General features: G+C 63.5%; 20 protein-coding genes, 2 tRNA genes and 1 other RNA gene. 12 read left to right on the forward strand and 11 right to left on the reverse strand.

The annotated features are described in order from the left end of the window. The first annotated feature begins 88 nt into the window (after window positions 1–88). Both HMI59_RS09790 and HMI59_RS09795 read left to right on the forward strand, forming a co-directional pair. Window positions 89–859, forward strand: a complete 771-nt coding sequence (locus HMI59_RS09790; protein ID WP_193593527.1) for an SDR family oxidoreductase — start codon at window positions 89–91, stop codon at window positions 857–859. Further along, the gene (locus tag HMI59_RS09795; protein WP_193593528.1) at window positions 859–1,908 is read left to right on the forward strand and encodes an L-idonate 5-dehydrogenase; all 1,050 of its coding nucleotides are present in this window, start codon (window positions 859–861) and stop codon (window positions 1,906–1,908) included. The genes HMI59_RS09790 and HMI59_RS09795 overlap by 1 nt, the downstream gene beginning before the upstream one ends. Here HMI59_RS09795 and HMI59_RS09800 read toward each other — a convergent pair. After that, entirely contained in the window at window positions 1,905–2,633 is a 729-nt protein-coding gene (locus tag HMI59_RS09800; RefSeq protein ID WP_193593529.1) for a FadR/GntR family transcriptional regulator, read from the reverse strand. The two genes, HMI59_RS09795 and HMI59_RS09800, sit on opposite strands and share 4 nt — an antisense overlap. Window positions 2,634–2,881: 248 nt before the next feature. On the opposite strand from HMI59_RS09800, the gene gndA reads away from it, so the two are divergent. Beyond that, a complete protein-coding gene (gene gndA / locus HMI59_RS09805) occupies window positions 2,882–4,318 on the forward strand; it encodes an NADP-dependent phosphogluconate dehydrogenase (protein ID WP_021470729.1) in 1,437 nt (478 codons plus the stop codon). 166 nt (window positions 4,319–4,484) lie between these two features. Here gndA and epsC read toward each other — a convergent pair whose 3' ends face one another. From epsC to msrA, 3 genes are all read right to left on the reverse strand, one after another. After that, window positions 4,485–5,069, reverse strand: coding sequence for a serine O-acetyltransferase EpsC (gene epsC / locus HMI59_RS09810; RefSeq protein WP_021470728.1), 585 nt, complete (start codon window positions 5,067–5,069; stop codon window positions 4,485–4,487). 41 nt (window positions 5,070–5,110) lie between these two features. Next, window positions 5,111–6,046, reverse strand: a complete 936-nt coding sequence (cysK, locus tag HMI59_RS09815) for a cysteine synthase A (protein WP_021470727.1) — start codon at window positions 6,044–6,046, stop codon at window positions 5,111–5,113. A 67-nt stretch (window positions 6,047–6,113) separates the two neighbouring features. After that, complete coding sequence (msrA, locus tag HMI59_RS09820; protein WP_021470726.1) at window positions 6,114–6,638, reverse strand: peptide-methionine (S)-S-oxide reductase MsrA; 525 nt, start codon at window positions 6,636–6,638, stop codon at window positions 6,114–6,116. Between the two features lie 135 nt (window positions 6,639–6,773). On the opposite strand from msrA, the gene HMI59_RS09825 reads away from it, so the two are divergent. Together HMI59_RS09825 and HMI59_RS09830 are read left to right on the forward strand one after the other, a co-directional pair. Beyond that, a complete protein-coding gene (locus HMI59_RS09825; RefSeq protein ID WP_193593530.1) occupies window positions 6,774–7,685 on the forward strand; it encodes a Nif3-like dinuclear metal center hexameric protein in 912 nt (303 codons plus the stop codon). A gap of 55 nt (window positions 7,686–7,740) precedes the next feature. Further along, on the forward strand, window positions 7,741–8,478 hold the full coding sequence (locus HMI59_RS09830; RefSeq protein WP_062097007.1) for a zinc ribbon domain-containing protein: 738 nt from the start codon (window positions 7,741–7,743) through the stop codon (window positions 8,476–8,478). Between the two features lie 4 nt (window positions 8,479–8,482). Here HMI59_RS09830 and HMI59_RS09835 read toward each other — a convergent pair whose 3' ends face one another. After that, window positions 8,483–9,247 (reverse strand): YaaA family protein, encoded by a 765-nt coding sequence (locus tag HMI59_RS09835; protein ID WP_166185446.1) that lies wholly within the window; start codon window positions 9,245–9,247, stop codon window positions 8,483–8,485. Window positions 9,248–9,304: 57 nt separating this feature from the next. On the opposite strand from HMI59_RS09835, the gene rnpB reads away from it, so the two are divergent. The 4 genes from rnpB (at window position 9,305) to HMI59_RS09855 (ending at window position 12,706) form a co-directional block, all read left to right on the forward strand. Then, an RNA gene (gene rnpB, locus HMI59_RS09840) (RNase P RNA component class A) lies at window positions 9,305–9,691 on the forward strand. A 314-nt stretch (window positions 9,692–10,005) separates the two neighbouring features. Then, window positions 10,006–11,493 carry a glyceraldehyde-3-phosphate dehydrogenase gene (locus HMI59_RS09845; RefSeq protein WP_193593531.1) on the forward strand — a complete coding sequence of 496 codons (1,488 nt, stop codon included), beginning with the start codon at window positions 10,006–10,008 and terminating at the stop codon, window positions 11,491–11,493. Window positions 11,494–11,565: 72 nt separating this feature from the next. Beyond that, window positions 11,566–11,775, forward strand: a complete 210-nt coding sequence (locus tag HMI59_RS09850) for a hypothetical protein (protein ID WP_062097005.1) — start codon at window positions 11,566–11,568, stop codon at window positions 11,773–11,775. A 130-nt stretch (window positions 11,776–11,905) separates the two neighbouring features. After that, window positions 11,906–12,706 carry an HNH endonuclease family protein gene (locus HMI59_RS09855; RefSeq protein WP_193593532.1) on the forward strand — a complete coding sequence of 267 codons (801 nt, stop codon included), beginning with the start codon at window positions 11,906–11,908 and terminating at the stop codon, window positions 12,704–12,706. A 28-nt stretch (window positions 12,707–12,734) separates the two neighbouring features. Here HMI59_RS09855 and HMI59_RS09860 read toward each other — a convergent pair whose 3' ends face one another. The 4 genes from HMI59_RS09860 to orn form a co-directional block, all read right to left on the reverse strand. Beyond that, window positions 12,735–13,571 (reverse strand): acyltransferase domain-containing protein, encoded by an 837-nt coding sequence (locus HMI59_RS09860; RefSeq protein WP_193593533.1) that lies wholly within the window; start codon window positions 13,569–13,571, stop codon window positions 12,735–12,737. A gap of 2 nt (window positions 13,572–13,573) precedes the next feature. Continuing rightward, window positions 13,574–14,146 carry a peptide deformylase gene (gene def, locus HMI59_RS09865; protein WP_021470718.1) on the reverse strand — a complete coding sequence of 191 codons (573 nt, stop codon included), beginning with the start codon at window positions 14,144–14,146 and terminating at the stop codon, window positions 13,574–13,576. Window positions 14,147–14,278: 132 nt separating this feature from the next. After that, a tRNA-His gene (locus tag HMI59_RS09870) sits at window positions 14,279–14,354 on the reverse strand. Between the two features lie 131 nt (window positions 14,355–14,485). After that, a complete protein-coding gene (orn, locus tag HMI59_RS09875; protein WP_079941272.1) occupies window positions 14,486–15,121 on the reverse strand; it encodes an oligoribonuclease in 636 nt (211 codons plus the stop codon). 147 nt (window positions 15,122–15,268) lie between these two features. On the opposite strand from orn, the gene mptB reads away from it, so the two are divergent. Continuing rightward, on the forward strand, window positions 15,269–16,825 hold the full coding sequence (gene mptB / locus HMI59_RS09880; RefSeq protein WP_193593534.1) for a polyprenol phosphomannose-dependent alpha 1,6 mannosyltransferase MptB: 1,557 nt from the start codon (window positions 15,269–15,271) through the stop codon (window positions 16,823–16,825). A gap of 52 nt (window positions 16,826–16,877) precedes the next feature. On the opposite strand, the gene HMI59_RS09885 is transcribed toward mptB, so the two are convergent. Both HMI59_RS09885 and HMI59_RS09890 read right to left on the reverse strand, forming a co-directional pair. Further along, complete coding sequence (locus HMI59_RS09885; RefSeq protein WP_193593535.1) at window positions 16,878–17,564, reverse strand: DNA alkylation repair protein; 687 nt, start codon at window positions 17,562–17,564, stop codon at window positions 16,878–16,880. Window positions 17,565–17,671: 107 nt separating this feature from the next. After that, window positions 17,672–18,142 (reverse strand): single-stranded DNA-binding protein, encoded by a 471-nt coding sequence (locus HMI59_RS09890; RefSeq protein ID WP_227471627.1) that lies wholly within the window; start codon window positions 18,140–18,142, stop codon window positions 17,672–17,674. Between the two features lie 312 nt (window positions 18,143–18,454). On the opposite strand from HMI59_RS09890, the gene HMI59_RS09895 reads away from it, so the two are divergent. Next, a tRNA-Arg gene (locus HMI59_RS09895) sits at window positions 18,455–18,530 on the forward strand. 66 nt (window positions 18,531–18,596) lie between these two features. After that, a complete protein-coding gene (locus HMI59_RS25655) occupies window positions 18,597–19,106 on the forward strand; it encodes a hypothetical protein (RefSeq protein WP_227471603.1) in 510 nt (169 codons plus the stop codon). Window positions 19,107–19,120: the final 14 nt, after the last annotated feature.

Genomic DNA, 19,120 nt, shown 5'->3' on the forward strand with positions numbered 1-19,120 from the left:
GGGTCACCAGCCGCCAGCTAACAAACCCCATCCGACCGGCATGAACAAGCCCTTGCCGGATCCGAACACGAAGGAAATCAACATAACCATGAGTGGACTATTCGATCTGACCGGCCGCGTTGCGCTGGTCACCGGTTCAAGCCGGGGGATCGGCAACGCCCTCGCCCGGGGCCTTGCCGACGCCGGGGCGACGGTGGTGCTGAATGGAATCAACAGCGAGCGGCTTCAGGCTGCGCAGCAGGCAATGGCCGCCGATTACCCCGAAGGGCGGGTCCAAAGCCGGGCTTTCGATGTCACCGACGCTGCCTCCGCCGCTGAGGGCGTGGACTGGGTCGAGGAGAACGTCGGCCCACTGGACATCCTGGTCAACAATGCCGGCATCCAGCACCGGGTTCCCATGCTCGACCTTGACGTCAAGGACTGGGAACGCGTGATCACCACCGACCTCACCAGTGCCTTCCTGGTGGGCCGTGAAGCCGCCCGGCACATGATCCCCAGGGGCAGCGGCAAGATCATCAACATCTGCTCGGTGCAGACCGACCTCGCCCGCCCCACCATCGCGCCCTATGTTGCGGCCAAAGGCGGCTTGCGGAACCTGACCCGCGCCATGACCGCGGAATGGGCAGCTTCCGGGCTGCAAATCAACGGCATTGCACCGGGATACATCCACACGGAAATGACCCAGAACCTGGTTGACGACCAGGACTTCAATTCGTGGATCCTGGGCAGGACGCCCGCCAACCGCTGGGGCACGGTGGCTGACCTCGCCGGACCCACTGTGTGGCTGGCGTCGCAGGCCTCCAACTTCGTCAACGGCCAGACGATCTTCGTCGACGGCGGAATGACGGTGGTGGTCTGATGGGCATCATGCTTCCAGCATCCGGACCCGCTGTGGTGGCCCACGGCAAGGGCGACCTGCGCATCGAAGACCTTCCGCTGACCCGCCCCGCACCCGACGAGGCGATTGTTGAGATCGCCTACGGGGGAATCTGCGGATCGGACCTGCACTACTGGCTCCATGGCGCAGCCGGTGAGTCCATCCTCAAGGAACCAATGGTCCTTGGCCACGAAATCGTCGGGGTCGTCCTCCAGCAGGCGGCGGACGGCAGTGGTCCGGAAGCCGGCACGCCGGTGGCTGTCCACCCTGCCACTCCCGCCCCGGGTGACGTCCGGTATCCGGAGGACCGGCCGAACCTTTCTCCTGGCTGCACCTACCTGGGCAGTGCTGCGCGGTACCCGCACACTGACGGCGCCTTCAGCCGCTACTCGAACCTTCCTTCCAGGATGCTGCGGGCCTTGCCGGAAAACCTGGACCTCCGGACAGCCGCCCTCGTGGAACCGGCGAGCGTCGCCTGGCACGCCGTAGCGCGCGCCGGGGATGTTGCCGGGAAGACTGCCCTGGTGATCGGCAGCGGGCCGATCGGCGCCTTGGCTGTTGCGGTGCTGAAGCGCAACGGCGCGTCGCGGATCGTCGCCGTCGACATGCATGACAAGCCTCTGGAGATTGCACGCGCGGTAGGCGCGGATGCGGTTCTGAAGGGCGACGACGCCGAGGCCATTGCCGCCGTCGACGCCGACATCGTCATTGAGTCCTCGGGCAGCCACTTCGGGCTGGCGTCGGCCATCAAGGGGGCTACCAGGGGAGGCAAGGTGGTGATGGTGGGCTTGCTGCCCTCAGGTCCCCAGCCGGTCTTCATTTCGTTGGCCATTACCCGGGAACTGGAACTGCTTGGTTCCTTCCGCTTCAACGACGAGATCGACGAGGTCATTACGGCATTGGCCGACGGCTCGCTGGCCGTGGACCCCGTGGTTACGCACGAATTCGATCTCAACCACGGCCTCGAAGCGTTTGAGGTGGCAAAGAACTCAGCAGAATCCGGGAAGGTACTGCTGAACTTCCGGGATTAGGTCCTGGCGACGGGAACGAAGACGCGGGGCTGGCTCTCCCAGATGGGGGCCAGCTCCGCAATGGTGTGACGCATGATCTGATCAGAGGCCTCCCGGGCCCGGGGGCCGTCTCCTGCGTGGATCGCCTCGGCAACATCGATGTGCCATTGCAGGGCCTGTTGCTGCGGGTGCTCAGGCATCAGGCCGTGAACGGTCCGCCCGGTCAATGTTTCAGTAACCTGGCCGATCAAGTTGGCGAACATCTCGTTGCCTGAGCCGGACAGCACCAAGGCGTGGAACCGGATGTCCAGTTCCAGGAAGCGGGCTGTGTCCCCGGCGTCGCCCGCTTCCCGCAGGGCAAGGGAGATGTCCATGAGCTCTTGACGCAGGGCGTCCGGTGCGTTGCCGGCGGCCAGTTCGGCAGCTACGGGCTCGACGGCGGAGCGCAGCTCAGCCAGCGACCGCAACTGGGCGCCGCGGGCTTCACCGGCCAGCCGCCAGCGGATCACCAGGGGATCGAAGGGGTTCCAGCGGTGGGCAGGCAGGACCCTGATGCCCACCCGCTTGATGGTTTCCACCAGTCCCAGCGATTGGAGCACCCGGACTGCTTCGCGCACGACGGAGCGGGAGACATTCAGCTCTTCTTCCAAGTGCTCGGCCAGCATGACGTGGCCTGTGGGGAGGGTGCCACCCACGATCCGGGTTCCCAGATGCTCGACGGCGCGGTGGTGGAGGCTGGTTGACATAGTGGTAAGCATAGTGGCGCACACTCCGCCCGGAAGGCAGGCCGCCTGCTTCGGCCCTGTTCGGCACGTTCGTGCCGCCCGCGCCGGAAAGCCGCGTCATCCTAGACTGTTTTATGACGCGGCGCTGTCCCACAACGTGAGCCAGGCTACCGGCCCGCGAATTTAATACGTATGGTTTATTACAGCCCCTGTTAACGAAATCGCTTCCTGCTGCCTGCAGGACTATGCACGATCGAATTGGAGTTTTGATGTCAGCACACATCGGTGTCACCGGCCTCGCGGTGATGGGCGCCAACCTTGCCCGCAACCTTGCCCGCAACGGCTTCACCGTGGCACTCCACAACCGTTCCGTGGAGAAGACCGACGCACTCCTTGAAAAGCACGGGTCAGAGGGCGATTTCATCCGCACGGAAACGCTGCAGGAGCTTGTCGACTCGCTGGAGAAGCCGCGCCGTGTCCTGATCATGGTCAAGGCCGGTGCCCCCGTGGACAACGTCATCGAACAGCTTGAGCCGCTGCTCGAAGCCGGCGACATCATCATCGACGCCGGTAACTCGCACTACGAGGACACCCGCCGCCGGGAAGCCGCGCTGGCCAAGAAGGACCTCCACTTTGTGGGCGTCGGTGTCTCCGGCGGCGAAGAAGGCGCGCTCAATGGCCCGTCCATCATGCCCGGCGGTTCCCGCGAGTCCTACGACGCGCTCGGCCCGCTGCTGGAAAAGATCTCCGCCAAGGTCGACGGCGAACCGTGCTGCGCCTGGATCGGCACCGACGGTGCAGGCCACTTCGTCAAGATGGTCCACAACGGCATCGAATACGCCGACATGCAGGTCATCGGCGAAGCCTTCGATCTCCTGCGCTCTGGTGCAGGCATCGAACCGGCCGAACAGGCCAAAATCTTCGCTGAATGGAACAAGGGCGATTTGTCCTCCTTCCTGATTGAAATCTCCGCCGAGGTCCTTGGCCACGTGGACGCCAAGACCGGCAAGCCTTTCGTGGATGTTGTGGTTGACGCCGCAGGCCAGAAGGGCACCGGCCGCTGGACGGTTATCTCCGCACTCGAGCTGGGCTCGCCGGTATCCGGCATCGCCGAGTCCGTCTTCGCCCGCGCACTGTCCTCGCAGGCTGAGCAGCGCAAGCTGGGCCAGGAGCTGCTGGAAGGGGCAGAAGCCGCCGTCGAAATCCCCGAGACGTTCGTCGAGGATGTCCGTCAGGCGCTGTACGCTTCCAAGCTGGTTTCCTACGCCCAGGGCCTGGACATGCTGACCTCTGCGGCCAAGGAATACGGTTGGGACCTGAAGCTGGACGAGATCGCCTCGCTGTGGCGCGCAGGCTGCATCATCCGCGCTGAACTGCTCAAGGACATCACCAACGCCTACGCCGCCGAGGAAAAGCCCGCGAACCTGCTCTTCGCGCCGGCTTTCACAAAGGCCATCGCCGAGGCACTGCCGGCATGGCGCCGCGTTGTGGCCACCGCTGTTCAGCTGGGTATCCCGGTACCGGTCTTCTCCTCATCCCTGGCCTACTACGACGGTCTGCGCCGCAAGCGCGTGGCCGCTGCCCTGATCCAGGGCCAGCGCGACCTCTTCGGTGCCCACACCTACGGCCGCGTCGACGCCGAGGGCACGTTCCACACGCTGTGGGGCGAGGACAAGTCCGAAATCTCGGCAGTGGACACCCACTAACCACGATCACCGCAAAGGCCGGTCCCTCCCGCACACACCGGGAGGAACCGGCCTTTGCCGTCCCAGGACGCATCGATCCCCCGGGCCTTGAAGGCGCAAACGCCCCGGGATCCCTGCCGTGGGGCGAGGGATCCCGGGGCGCCGGGAGTCTTCCGGACCGTGCTTGCTAGATCCGGTATTCGATGTAGTACTCGGCGGGGTCCACCGCCGGCTTGGTCTCCGACCTTGCATCCCTGTGCCGCCATGTGGCGGGGATGCCGGTGATGATGGACTCCGGGGGAGCGTTCTTCACCACCACGGCGTTGGCGCCGATGGCGCTGTCCGCACCGATCGTGATGGGACCCAGCACCTTTGCCCCGGCGCCGATGGTGACCCGGTCACCGATGGTCGGGTGCCGCTTGACCTTGGCCAGTGAACGGCCGCCCAACGTCACCCCGTGGTAGATCATGACGTCGTCACCGATCTCCGAGGTCTCTCCGATCACCACGCCCATGCCGTGGTCAATGAAGAAACGGCGCCCGATCGTGGCACCGGGATGGATCTCGATGCCGGTCATGAACCGGGCCAGCTGTGATATCAGCCGGGCAGGAAAACGGAGGGCCGGATTCTGCCACAGCTTGTGCGTCAGCCGGTGGGCCCAAATGGCGTGCAGGCCGGAGTAGGCGAAAAAGTTCTCAAAAGAACCTCGAGCCGCCGGGTCGTGGGACCGGGCGGCGTCGAGGTCTTCCTTAAGCCTTGCGAAGAAACTCACAAAGACCTTTCTACAGGAACGGGTTGGGTGCGGGCGAAGGATCAGCCGCGGATATCGTCAAACAGCACGGTGGAGATGTAACGTTCGCCGAAGTCGCAGACCACAGCCACAATCAGCTTGCCGGCGTTTTCGGGGCGCTTGGCCAGTTCCAGTGCGCCCCACACGATCGCGCCGGAGGAGATGCCGCCCAGGATGCCTTCGCGGGCACCGAGTTCGCGGGCAACGCGGACGGAATCTTCGAGCGTGGCGTCGAGCACCTCGTCGTAGACGTTGGTGTCCAGGATTTCGGGAACGAAGTTCGCTCCAAGGCCCTGGATCTTGTGCGGGCCCGGGGCGCCGCCGTTCAGGATGGGGGAGTCCTTGGGTTCGACGGCCACGATCTGTACGCCGGGCTTGCGTTCCTTCAGGACCTGTCCGACGCCGGTGATGGTTCCGCCGGTGCCGACGCCGGCAACGAAGATGTCCACTTCGCCGTCGGTATCTGCCCAGACTTCCTCGGCCGTGGTGTCACGGTGCACCTGGGGGTTGGCCTCGTTGGCGAACTGGCGTGCCCAAATGGAGTTCTCGGTGTTGGCTACGATTTCCTGGGCCTTCTCCACCGCACCGCGCATGCCTTCGGAACCCGGGGTGAGGACGATTTCGGCGCCGTAGGCGCGGAGCATGACACGGCGTTCCGTGGACATGGTCTCCGGCATGGTGAGGATGACCTTGTAGCCGCGGGCTGCGCCCACCAAAGCAAGGGCGATGCCCGTGTTTCCGGAGGTTCCTTCGACGATGGTGCCGCCGGGCTTCAGGGCACCGGACTTCTCGGCGGCGTCGATGATGGCCACGCCGATGCGGTCTTTGACGCTGTTGGCCGGGTTGTAGAACTCCAGCTTGACCGCAACAGTGGCGTCAAGTCCTTCGGTAAGGCGGTTCAACCGGACAAGCGGGGTGCGTCCGACCAACTGGGTGACGTCGTCGTAGATCCTTGCCATGAAAATGTATGCCTATCTCTGAAGAGGGATTGCTGAGGTCAGCCTAACCAGCGGGGCGGAAACCCCGCTAAGCAATTAGCCATGCGGAGTAATATTTCCTGGCCTTGGCCAGCTTCGGGTTAATAATCACCTGGCAGTAGCCCTGGTTCGGGAATTTTGCGTAGTAGTTCTGGTGGATATCTTCTGCATCGTAGAAATGACCCAGCCTGGTCACTTCCGTAACAATCGGATTCGACCACAATGCCTGGGCGCGCTCAATGGCTTCCTCGAAAAGGATCTTCTCCTCTGTGGTGGTGTAGAACATCGAGGAGCGGTACTGCGTGCCCACGTCGTAGCCCTGGCGGTTCAACGTGGTGGGGTCGTGCAGGGCGAAGAACATGTCCAGGATGACCTCTTCCGGAACCGAGGCTTCGTCAAAGGTCACCGCCACCACCTCGGCATGCCCGGTGGTTCCGGAGCACACCTCGTAGTAGTCGGGATCGGGCAGATGGCCGCCTGTATAGCCGGAGACAACCGAGCTGACACCGCGGGTCTTTTGGTAAACGGCATCAAGGCACCAGAAGCAGCCGCCGCCAAGTACGAAAGTTTTCATGATCTCTTCAATGGCTCGCAGGGCGTGATGATTCCCGCAACACCTTACGGGACGGTGACGGAATCGAGCAGCCTCCTGCACTTTGGCGCGTGGCCGGACCCTGACCGATCCGGCTGCGTAGGTAAGAATAAGAGTATGGAAGCAGTAGACACCGCCCTTTCCAACGGGGACACCGGCGATGAAGCCGGCACGATCGACGCGAACGGGGAACCGACCCTGGGCCAGGTCCTGCTGGCAGTGGAGGAACTCTGGCCCGAATCCCTCGCGGAGGACTGGGACGAGGTGGGGCTGGTTGTTGGCCGCCCCGATGTTCCGGTCACCAAAGTCCTCTTCGCTGTTGACCCCACCCTGGATGTCATTGATGAAGCGATCGAATGGGGCGCCGAACTCCTCATAACCCATCACCCGCTGTTGCTCAAAGGGGTGAACTCCGTGGCTGCCACCTCGGCCAAGGGCCTGGCCGTGCACCGCCTCATTGAAGCCGGAACGGGACTGCTCACCGTGCACACCAACGGGGACTCGGCGGTAGGGGGAGTCTCTGACGTCCTTGCCGATGCCATGGGGCTGGACAACGTTACGCCATTGGCCACCGCGGCCAACGGCTTGCCGGAGGAAGGGATCGGCCGGGTAGGCGACCTCCCCGAGCTCATGACACTCGGCGACTTCGCCGCCAGGGTTTTCGGGATGCTGCCGGCGGTGGCCGGCGGTGTGCGCGTGGCAGGGGACAAGGACGGCTTGGTGCGCAGGGTTGCCGTCTGCGGCGGGGCAGGTGACAGCCTGCTCGACGCCGTCCGCGCCAACCACGCCGATGTCTACGTGACCGCGGACATGCGCCACCACCCTGCCTCTGAAGCCCGCGAAGGTGCGGTGAACGGCAGGCCTTACCTCATTGACGTCTCGCACTTCGCCAGCGAATGGCTGTGGCTTCCCGTCGCGGCCGAAGCGCTTGGCAACGTGCTCATGGACCAGGGCTTCGACGTCGAGATCCGCGTCAGCAGCACCAACAGCGATCCCTGGGACTTCATCCTGACTCCCGGCGGGGACTAGAGTCTAGGAACATACGGGCAAACCGTAGGGAAAACACAGACCAGCGGAGGTAAGCGTGGCGAAAGCAGCACCGGCAGAACAACTGAAATTGCTTGATCTGCAGGGACTAGACGCCAAGCTGAAGTCGCTGGCCGGACGCCGGAAGGTCCTGGAGACGGATCCCCGGATCGTGGACCTGACTGATGCCCTCACCGTGGCCAACGGCGAACTCGGTGCGGCCAAGCTGGCCGTGCACGACGCCGAAGCGGAGCTGCGCCGCGCGGAAGCTGACGTGGAGCAGGTGGTTTCACGGATTGACCGGGACGAGGCCCGGCTCAACAGCGGAACAGGACTTTCCAAGGACTTGGTTGCGTTGCAGAACGATATCGCCTCCCTCAACAAGCGCCGCTCGGACCTTGAAGACATCGAGCTGGAGATCCTTGAACGCCTGGACGGACTGCGGGAACGGCAGGCAGCGCAACAGGCGATCGTGGACGACATCCAAGGATCTTTTGGTGCCATCAGGGCCGAGCTTGATGAGGCCATCGCGGAGGTTGCCGCGGAAGAGGCGGTTGTCCGCGGACAACGGGCAGCTTTTGCGGAGACCCTGGACCCCACCATGCTCGCGATCTACGAAAAGACCATTGCCAAGCGCGGCGTAGGTGCGGCCCGGCTCTTCCACGGCAAGTCCGAGGGGTCCGGCATGACACTCAGCCCCGGCGACCTCGCAGAAGTGAAAGCAGCCGCCGAGGACGAGATCGTCTTCTGCCCGGATTCGGGATGCATCCTGGTCCGGTCCGCGGAGTGGAACTAGCCGACTAGCCCCTCAGAATGATGTTGAGCGCGTGCGGTTTGCGTGCAGTGCCCTCAACAAGTTCGGCGGTCCAGGCCTCGTTGGTGGCTTTCAGGAGCTGAACAGGTGTGGCCGGTGTTTTTCCGCGACGTGTCAGCAGGTGCCTGGCCAGTTCGCCGCGCGTGTGCTTGGCGAAGTGGCTTACCACGGTCCTCTTGCCGTTGGCCTCCGTAAACACGTTGACAGAGACGGTCTGCGCCGGCGGGGGAGCCCAGGCAGCCGCGTAGGTGCTGGAGCGGCAGTCCACCAGCAGTTCCCCCTCGGTGCGGGCGGCGAGGGCGGCCGTCAGTTGGGGTTTCCAGTAGGAGGCGAGGCGTCCGACGTCGGGCAGTGCGGTTCCCATGGACAGCCGGTAGGCGGGCACATGGTCGCCAAAGCCAATCGCGCCCCACAGGGCGGAGACCACCAGGATGGACTCCGTTGCCTTCCGTCGCTGGGTCGGCGTCATGGTGCCAAAGCCCAATGCGTCATACAGCACGCCCGCATAGACCTGGTGGGCGGGCGCCGCCGGTTCGGCGTGCAGCCGGGTATTGCGTTCGACGTCGTCCCGCAAGGAGGCGCCGACGCCCAGTAAGGCGAGTGCGTCCTCGTGGGCGCTGACCGTCCCCAATGCGTCCAGCACCTTGGCCCGGTAAGGGTTCAGTTCCGGGAAGCTCAACGCCTCCCAATCAATGGCAGGGCCTTTGGCAGCGGGGGTCTTGCCTTCGGAAGGCGGCAGGAGAATCAGCACCCGTCGATATTACCTGTGACAGGGCGGGCGCCTGACGCCGGTAGACTGAAGGACGGATGGGTTGGCCAGGCGGTCGCGCGCCACGCAAGTGGCTCGAGGAACGTCCGGGCTCCGCAGAGCAGGGTGGTGGGTAACGCCCACTCGGGGTAACCCGCAGGCCAGTGCCACAGAGAACAGACCGCCCGCGTCCTGGTGCCCCGCACCAAGCGCAGGTAAGGGTGAAACGGTGGTGTAAGAGACCACCAGCTCCCCGGGTGACCGGGGAGGCTAGGTAAACCCCACCCGGAGCAAGGCCAGACAGGACACGTTCGAGGGCTGCTCGCCCGAGTGTCCGGGTAGGCTGCTGGAGGGCGTCGGCAACGGCGTTCGTAGATGGATGGCCGCCACTCCTTTGCCGGCAACGGCAGGGGATGACAGAACCCGGCGTATCGGCCAACCCATCCACTCTCCCCCTGCAATTCCTGCAGCGGTGGCTGCCCCTTTTCGGTTGGGCCTGCCCTGCTGTCCGAATGTGACGCCGCTGTGAGTGATTTCACGCCCCTCGGCGAGGAAGTGGCGCCTGTGGCGCCCTAGAATGGTTAGCGAACGTAGAGGTTCTGCCGCTGGTCTGCGTTCGCAGCCGGCGGATTTTCTTTGCTCTCGTTCAAGGCGCTGCGGGTGGACCGAAGCCTGCGGCGCATGTGCCGCAGGACTACTCCGGGCGGCCGACGCCATCTGCATACGAGGACGTATGTGGTTGACCCAAGGAAGGTAGTTCTGTGAGCCAGACGTCAGATTCTTGTCTTGATAAGTGGATGGGCCGGGAGGCCCTCGCCGAAGCCATGATTCCGGTGATCGGCCGGCTGTACCGGGAAAACAACGTGGTCACCAGCATCCACGGCCGTAGCCTGATCAACAAGTCCACCATGAACATCCTGAAGGCCCACCGCTTCGCGCGTCGGATGAGCAACACCGAGCTGCAGCTGGAAGAGACTGCACCGCTGCTGAATGCACTGGCTGAGCTGGAGCTCGGCGCGGCAGCAATCGACATCGCACGCCTCACCGAGAAATACCGTGCCGAAGGTGAAGGTGCGTCCCTGGACGCTTTCCTCCGTACCGAACTGGCGGACATCGTCGGCAAGCGCGGCGCTGACAACCGCACCAGCACCGACGTCGTACTCTACGGTTTCGGCCGCATCGGCCGCCTCCTGGCCCGCATCCTGATCGAGAAGGCCGGTGGTGGCCACGGCCTGCGCCTGCGCGCCATCGTGGTCCGCAAGGGCGCGGACAACGACCTCGTCAAGCGTGCCAGCCTGTTGCGCCGCGACTCGGTCCACGGTTCCTTCGAGGGCACGATCCGCGTGGACGAGGAAGCCAACACGATCACCGCCAACGGTGTCCAGATCCAGGTCATCTACTCGGACAACCCCGCCACGGTGGACTACACGGCCTACGGCATCAAGGATGCCCTGGTAGTGGACAACACCGGCCGCTGGCGCGACGCCGAGGGACTGGCCCAGCACCTGCAGAGCAAGGGCGTGGCCCGCGTGCTCCTGACTGCTCCGGGCAAGGGCAACCTGAAGAACATCGTGCACGGCATCAACCAGGGCGACATCACCGACGAAGACAAGATCGTCACCGCAGCTTCCTGCACCACCAACGCCATCACTCCGGTCCTGAAGGCCATCAACGACAAATTCGGCATCGTCCACGGCCACGTTGAGACCGTGCACTCCTTCACCAACGACCAGAACCTGATCGACAACTTCCACAAGGGCGACCGCCGCGGACGTTCCGCCGCGCTCAACATGGTCATCACGGAAACGGGTGCTGCCAAGGCCGTTGCCAAGGCCCTCCCGGAGTTGCAGGGCAAGCTGACGGGCAACGCCATCCGCGTTCCTACCCCGGACGTGTCCATGGCTATCCTGAACCTCAACCTCGCCACGAGCACCACCCGCGACGAGGTCAACGACTACCTCCGCGAGATGTCCCTGCACTCCCAGCTGCGGAAGCAGATCGACTACATCGACTCCCCGGACGTCGTTTCCACGGACTTCGTTGGTTCCCGTCGTGCGGGCATCGTTGACGGGCTTGCCACCATCTCCACCGACAAGAACCTCGTTCTTTACGTCTGGTACGACAACGAATTCGGGTACTCCTGCCAGGTGGTACGCGTGATGGAAGAGATGGCAGGGGTCAACCCGCCGTCGTTCCCTGCGCGTGACGTGGTCGCTCCCATTGCGGTGCTTGAGGCAGCCAACGCCTAAGCATCGGTACTTAGACCGGGTTTCCCGGCCGGATCACTGGAATCGGCCGGGAAACCTGCCCACAATGGGTGCATGGAAAACGAATCGACGCTGGAACACGAAACCACGCTGGAACACGCGCTGGATGTCGCGAAGGCAAACCACAAGCAGGCACAGAAACTCCTGGACCAGGCAGTCAAGGCCAACGCCGCCGGGGACGTCTCCGATGAACGCGTTGCACAATTGCGGACTCTCCTGGAAGTTGCCGCCGACGACCTGCGGCGCGTCATGCGCGAACAGTAGCCACGGCGACAACCACCCCATGGCTTGCTCCACCGTGTGACTTCTCCTGCACACTGTGGATACAGGCTCCGATGTCGGTGCTTTGTCCTAGTCTCAAAGGGCAATACGTCACCAACCGGATGGAGCCTCCTTGAGCCGCACTTGGCCTGCCTACACGCGGGCTCGCCGCCGGAACCGCCTGGCCTGGGCCATTCTCGCAGCGGCGTCCGCGGCTCTCGCGGCAGGCCTCGGGTGGTTCTTCACAGCAGGGCAGTTCGAAGCCGCGGGGCCCTGGAACACTGGACCCAGTGCCGCCCCGGTCTTCAATCCGGACTGGATGAAACCCCTCCCGGGAGCGGCACGCGTACCGGCCCGGAGCGCGGTTGCAGCGCTTGAACAGTTGGAGGTCAAAGGCCGCGGGACAGCCAACGACTACGATCGGGCAGCCTTTGGGCAGGCATGGCTGGACGTTGACCGGAACGGGTGCGATACCCGCAACGATGTGCTCCGCAGGGATTTGAGCGCCGTGGAGTTCAGCGCTGGATCACCATGCAAGGTGACGGCAGGGCACCTTCAAGAGCCCTACACCGGGGTAGAGATGGCGTTTCGGCGCGGACCTAAAACCAGTGCCGCCCTGCAGATCGACCATGTGGTGGCATTGGCTGACGCGTGGCAGAAAGGCGCCAAGCAGCTCTCCGCAGGACAACGGCAACTGCTGGCCAACGATCCCCTGAACCTCATCGCCGCCGACGGCCCGCAAAACGTCAAGAAGGGGGCCGGTGACGCCGCAACCTGGCTTCCGCCCAACAAGAACTTCCGGTGCCACTACGTAGCGCGCCAGATCTCGGTCAAAGCAGCGTATCGGCTGTGGGTCACCCAGGCGGAGAAGGACGCCATGAAGCGGGTGCTCGGTTCCTGTCCGGATCAGCAAACGGTGAGTCAGCCCAGATGACGGCTTCGCTGCCGGCCGTCCGGGCGGGCTAAAGGGCCAGCCGGCCGTGGCCGAGCTGCCAGCTTCCGCCGTCGTCGATTCTTTCCAGGACCACACGCTGCAGGGAAGTCTTCCGCGGCAGGGCCTCCAGGCCCTCAAGGCCACGTTGCCGGAACGTGAAATACACGGCGTCGGCGGGGGCATCGGTGCAGTGGCTCACCGTGAAACGCCGGGCAAACGAGGCAATGTTGCCCGCGGGAAGGTGCTCCGCGAGATAGGGGTCCAGCATCCATGAATCGCAGGTGGCCTCAGTCACCGGTTTGTCAGGGAAGTGCTGGGCGAAGAAGGTACGGGCTTCAGCAAAGGCCTGATCGACTACCCCGGGGGAGAGGCTCCCGTCTTCGGGAATGTGCACGCCCAGTTCCCATCCGGAAGCCGCAGTGGACGATGTTGGGGATTCGCTGCCATTGCTGCGGACAAGGTGGAACTGCAACCGTCCCAGGCGGAACATATTGCCTGCCATATGCAGCGTCATCCAGCCCCAGGTGTCCAGCCCGAACCGGCCGTGGACGCGCCGGTTGACGCGCAGTTGCAAACCGAGGTCCGCCAAGGACGCCCAGGACGTCCCTGCGTTGATGCCCAGGCCGAGGTGGTATTCGTGAACGGTCGGTGCGAAGCGGAGGAAAGCCTCGATCCACTCTGCTTCGCTCTGGCCTGCGCTTGGAATGCCCTCCGAAGGGAATGTCCCAAGCCTATGTTCCATGGCGGTGATGGCGTCGCTGACTCCCGGTGAAGGTTTTGACGCGAGCAATCCGGCACACTCAAGCGCGTCCTCATCCCTGATGTCCAGGTGTTCGAGGAGTCCTGTGAGGTGTGCGGCGTCCACGGTCAGTGTCCGAACGGATCCGGATCCACGCCGGGCATCCAGGTCAGGCCCGGGACACCCCAGCCGTTCTTCTTGGCCTGCTTCATGGCTTTCCTGGCATAACGGTCCACCAGCCTGTTGACGTACAGCTTGCCATCCAAGTGATCGTACTCATGCTGAATTACCCGGGCGAACCAGCCCGTCGCCACGAAATCAAGCGGCTTGCCGTGGCCATCGAAGCCTTGGACCCGTGCCCAGTCGGCCCGCTGCAAGGGATAGTGCTCGCCGGGAAAGGACAGGCAACCTTCCACATGTTCGTCGGGATCGGGGAGGGCGCCGGACACTTTTGAGAGTGTCAGGACCGGGTTGACCACCACGCCTTCATCCGGGGCGTCGTCATCGTTGGCGTACTTGAAGACAAAGATCCGCTTCCCGACGCCCACCTGCGGCGCTGCCAGGCCAACCCCATTGGCGGCCTCGTTGGTCTCGAACATGTCGGCGATCAAGGTGCGGAGCTCGTCGTCGAAGGTTTCCACTTCGCTGGCCCGGCGATGCAGGACAGGTTCGCCCCAGATGGTGATCGGCAGGACCGTCATGTCAGTTCTTCCTTGTCAGTCGCTGGACGCCTTCGACCGGACCGCTGGAGCCGGCCGGTCCCAAACAAAATGAAGGCCGCACCGGATAACCGGTGCGGCCTTCATGGAAACCGGCTTTCCAGCCAATCTCGGTGGGGTGAGCGACGGGGGTTGAACCCGCGACCTCCTGGACCACAACCAGGCGCTCTGCCAACTGAGCTACGCCCACCATGTGCCTCGTGGATTGGACCGTTTGACCGGCTTTCCGTGAAGGCAACGACAAATAGCTTACCTGCTGTTTTCGGGTTCAAAGTCCACTTTTGCCGGTTTCGCCGAAAAAACCTTTAAAAATGGCGCAGATCACACTCCGATGGAGCCGGTGAGGGTCTCGGCGGAAGCGGTTGTCTCCTTGGAAATGCGTTGCGCGGTGGCGGTGTCCGGGCCTGGTGCCGGAACGAAGACAGCCTGGCGGTAGTACCGGAGTTCATCAATGGAGTCCTTGATGTCTCCCAGGGCCCGGTGTCCGCCGTGCTTGGCAGGTGCTTGGAAGTAGGCGCGGGGGAACCAGCGGCGGGAGAGTTCCTTGATGGTGCTGACATCGATCACGCGGTAGTGCAGGTGCTCAATGACGTTGGGCATGTCCCGTGCGAGGAACATGCGGTCCGTGCCGACGGAGTTTCCGCCCAGCGGCGCCTTGCGGGGATCCGGAACCCATTTTTCGATGTACTCGAGCACCAGGGCTTCGGCTTCGGCCATCGTCTTGCCGTGCGGCAGTTCGTCCAGGAGCTTGGAACGGGTGTGCATGTCGCGGACGAAGTCGTTCATCTGCTCCAAAGCGGCGTCGTCGGGTTTGATGACCACGTCCACGCCGTCCCCGAGGATGTTGAGCTCGGAATCAGTGACGAGGGCGGCGACCTCGATGAGGGCGTCGTTCACGAGGTCCAGGCCGGTCATTTCGCAGTCGATCCAGACGATGCGTTCATTAGTAATAGGCACGCGCCTAGCCTATCGTTCAGGCTGATCCAAGTGCTCCGATGGTACGATTTTTTGGACATGGCGGTGACTTTTTCCCGCTGTGACCTGCCCTTGAGACTCGAAACTTCGTCCCGAAACATGCCGGGCAAACGATTGGATGCAAACCACATGACGGTGCCCGTACCCGCCGCCTCGAAGGCAGGGAAAATTGCGCCGACGCAAGATGCGGCCACCGGGGAAGTGGACAACGCCAAGTCCCCGCTGATCGCCGGTTTCATCGGTTCCATGTTCCTGGTTGTTGGTTCGCTCGGGGTTGGCTGGCTTGCTCCGGTTTCCGAACTCCGCCGCCTGCCCCTTTTCATTTGGATGCGGACCGAGGGCGTCGGCGTCGGACTGTCGATCGTGCTCCTCGCCGTGGGCGGCATGCTTCTGGTGAGGGCATGGCTCCGGTTGGGCCAGAGGGTCCGCGTGTGGGGCCTGGAAGCCCGGAAAGCCACCCTTCAGGCCGTGGTTGCCTGGGGACTGCCAATGATGTTCACTGTCCCGTTGTTCAGCAGGGACGTTTACGCCTACATCGGCCAAGGCCGGCTGATGGTCGAGGGGATGAACCCCTACGAGAACGGGATTTCCGCCCTTCCCAACTACTTCCAGTTGGGCGCAGACAAGATGTGGACCGAGGCACCCGTTCCCTACGGTCAGCTCTTCCTGTGGATCGAACAGTTCGTGGTGTGGGTGACCAACGTCCAGCCTGAAGCGTGCATCATGCTGTTCCGCCTGGTGGCAGTGGTTGGAGTAATCCTCTGCATTATCTACGTACCAAAGCTGGCGGAACTTCACGGCGTCAACCCCCACCGTGCGCTGTGGTTGACGGCCGCCAACCCGCTGTTCCTCACCAACTTCATTGCCAGCGTCCACAACGATTCGCTGATGATCGGTCTGGCCCTGGCAGGCCTTTACTACTGCGCCACGCGCCGGGTAGTGCTCGGCATCGTGCTGGTGGCGCTTTCCATCTCGGTCAAGCCCATCACTGTGGTCTTCCTTCCCTTTATTGGCCTCCTCTGGGCCGGTAAGGGCGCTTCCTGGCCGCGGAAGTTCCTTTTCTGGTTCCTGACTGCTGCGCTGACGTTCGGGTTGCTCTATGCCATGAGCCTGGTCAATGGCTTCGGCTTCGGGTGGATCAAGGGCCTCTCGGCACCGGGCAGTGTTTGGATTTGGTATGCACCCGTTGGCCTGATCGGACTGGTGGTTGCTTCCATTTCGAACGTGTTCGGGCTAGACGGCTGGGGCATGGCCAAGTGGGTGTACGACGCCGGCAAGGTACTCATGCTGGCCGCGGTGGCATGGCTCGTCTTCCGGGGTGAGCACGACCGCCTCATGCGCCGGTTGACCCTTGCTTTCGCGGCGATCGTCCTGTTGGCACCCATGATCCAGTCCTGGTACGTGGTGTGGCTGATACCGCTTTTCGCGGTGACCGGAATCCGCAATGACTGGCAGGTCAAGGCGCTCTACTTCGTGGTCTCCTTCTTCATGGTCTATGCCATCTCCGATCAACTCGACGTCTTCCCGTACCTGCAGAGTGAAGATCTTGGGCTTGCCCTCACCTTGGCCAGGAACGCCGCGGCCATCATCGCTTTGCTCTTCGCCGTGTACCTGATTTTCGTTGACCCCAAGACGAAGACCCTCTTCCGGAAACGCGACGAGCCCGGGACCCGCCCCATTATCTAAGACGAGCCAGGGACCCGCCCCATTATTTAAGGGCCGACCGCGTCTCCCGGGGCTATGGCGTGGACAGCAAGCGCAAAGCCTCCCGCGCGGACAGGGGACTGAGCCGGGATGCATTCTCCTCGGCGAAAGCTTTGACCCAGCCTGGATCCGTCTTGCTGTATTCGCGCAGCGCCCAGCCGATGGCTTTGCGGATGAAGAACTCCTTGTCGTCCATGTTGGGACGGATTACCGCGGCCAGCAGGGAGGTGTCCGTGGCTGCCTTGGATCCCAGCTGGGCGGTGATGGAGGCCCTTCGGATCCACATGTCGCTGTCTTTGGACCACTGGAGAAGGGTCGGCGTCATGGTCTCCGGGTGTTTGAGGAGCAAGGTCCCGAGGCGGTGGGCCACACCATCGACAAAGTCCCACCAGGCTCCTGTCCGGATGATTTCTTCGTAGACAGGCAGCATGCCGGGATCGTCCCTGACCATGCGGATGCCGGTCAGATCGATGGCCGCATAACGTTCCTCGCGCACTTCCGCCTTCCGCCACAAGTCCAGGACGGCCTCGCGAAGGTCCTCCGCCGAACGCGGCGGGAACTGCTTGATGGCTTCCTTGACGATCCGTCGGACCTCGGGGACGCGGACTCCCAAGGACGGCATGTCGGACTTCATATAGGCCTGTGCACCGCGCCCGCGTTCGGCGTCGGCCGAAGAACGAAGGGTGGAACGAATAGCCCTGGGAAGGTCGCTGTTGTCCATGCCTCAACTCTAGGGCGGGGCGGTAACTCTATGGCGGGAACGGTCACCGTTCCGGGGAGGGCGGCCGCCATTGCGGTACATCGCCCGTGCCCCGGAACTCGCAGCTCTCAGGCGGTGGCATCCACGAGCTCTCCTGTCCGCGGGTTCACTGACATGCCCTCGCCGGTCTCAACGTTCACCACAACGTCGTCATCTTCCGGCGGAGCCGCGGACTCGGGAGTTGATTCCCACTCCACCTCGGAGGCCGGAGGTGCAGGAGCCTCAGCCGCGTCCTGAGGCTGGAGCGCAACTGACTCCGCCGGCGCTGAGGTGCCGTTCATGCGTGTGAAGTTGGCTGAGCCCCACATGAGATCGTGCCCCACCGCCTCGGCATCCACCTCGGCAACGTGGTACACCTTGCCCTCATGCTCCCACTGCCTGAGCCGCAGCCTTCCGAGCACGATCACCCGCTGGCCCTTCTTCACGCTGCAGCCCACATGCGCTGCCAGGTAGCGGAACGATTGCACGGTGTACCAGTTGGTATTGCCGTCCACCCATGTGTTGCTGGCCCTGTCGTACCGCCGCTCTGTTGTTCCCAGCCGGAAGGAAGCTGTGGAGTTCCCCGGGCCGTGGTGGAGGTTCTGACCTCAGAGGCTACGAAGCCGCGGAGGGTGAGGATGTCGTTCATGGTGATCCTTTTGACGTAGGAAGCTGCCTGTCCGGCTTTTTCAGCTTCAACCAGCCACGCGGAAGGGTCGATGCCCTTTTGGCGCTATGTGCATAACCGGAGCGGGGGCAGCATGTTGAGGAGCAGTGGACCGTTGGTGGCGGGTGTCTTGGCAGGGGCCGGGAGGAATGCACTGTAAACTCTTTGTGGCGCCAGCAGCTTCAGCCTGCGTGGCAGCCGGTATGCCCCAGTAGCTCAGGGGATAGAGCAGCGGCCTTCTAATCCGCCGGTCGGGGGTTCGATTCCCTCCTGGGGCGCCAGTTACCCCCGGAACTCCACAGGGGTTCCGGGGGATTGCTGTCAGTGCGCAATGAGTGGGGGAATTGATGACACGGAGCGGGACAACGCCGGGCAGGAATACTCCTGAGCGCCTGAAGACCCAAAGACGCCGCAGCGTCATGGTGTTGGCGTGCGTCGCAGCGGCCATGGCACTTGCCTCCTGCACGCCGCCTGCACAGAACACTCAGACCGCACCGGAGCCCACCGGGTCCGAGCCGCCGGCCATATCCGGGACAGCATCCCCCGGGCCTACGCTCGCGCCGGAAGTTTCCGCTGCAACAAAGACTGTCGAAGCCACGCTCAAGAAAATAGTCGCCACGACGTCCAAACCGGAACGGGAAGCGGTTCGGAGCGCCCTGGTTGCTGCCGGCATACCGGCAAGCAACGTGGAGGTATCAGTGAGCCGGACGCCCACCGGGCTCGATGTCGACGCAATGGAAGCTGCCGCCTTGGCCGGAGGCAGCTGCGTCGTGGGGCAAATCCGCGACGGCGGGGTGGTGATGACGGTGCTTCCAGTCCTCGCCAGCGGGAAATGCTTTGTTGGTGACGTCCGGTAGGCGCCAGTCCACCG

The organism is Paenarthrobacter sp. YJN-5 (assembly GCF_015040095.1).
GTDB lineage: Bacteria > Actinomycetota > Actinomycetes > Actinomycetales > Micrococcaceae > Arthrobacter > Arthrobacter ureafaciens.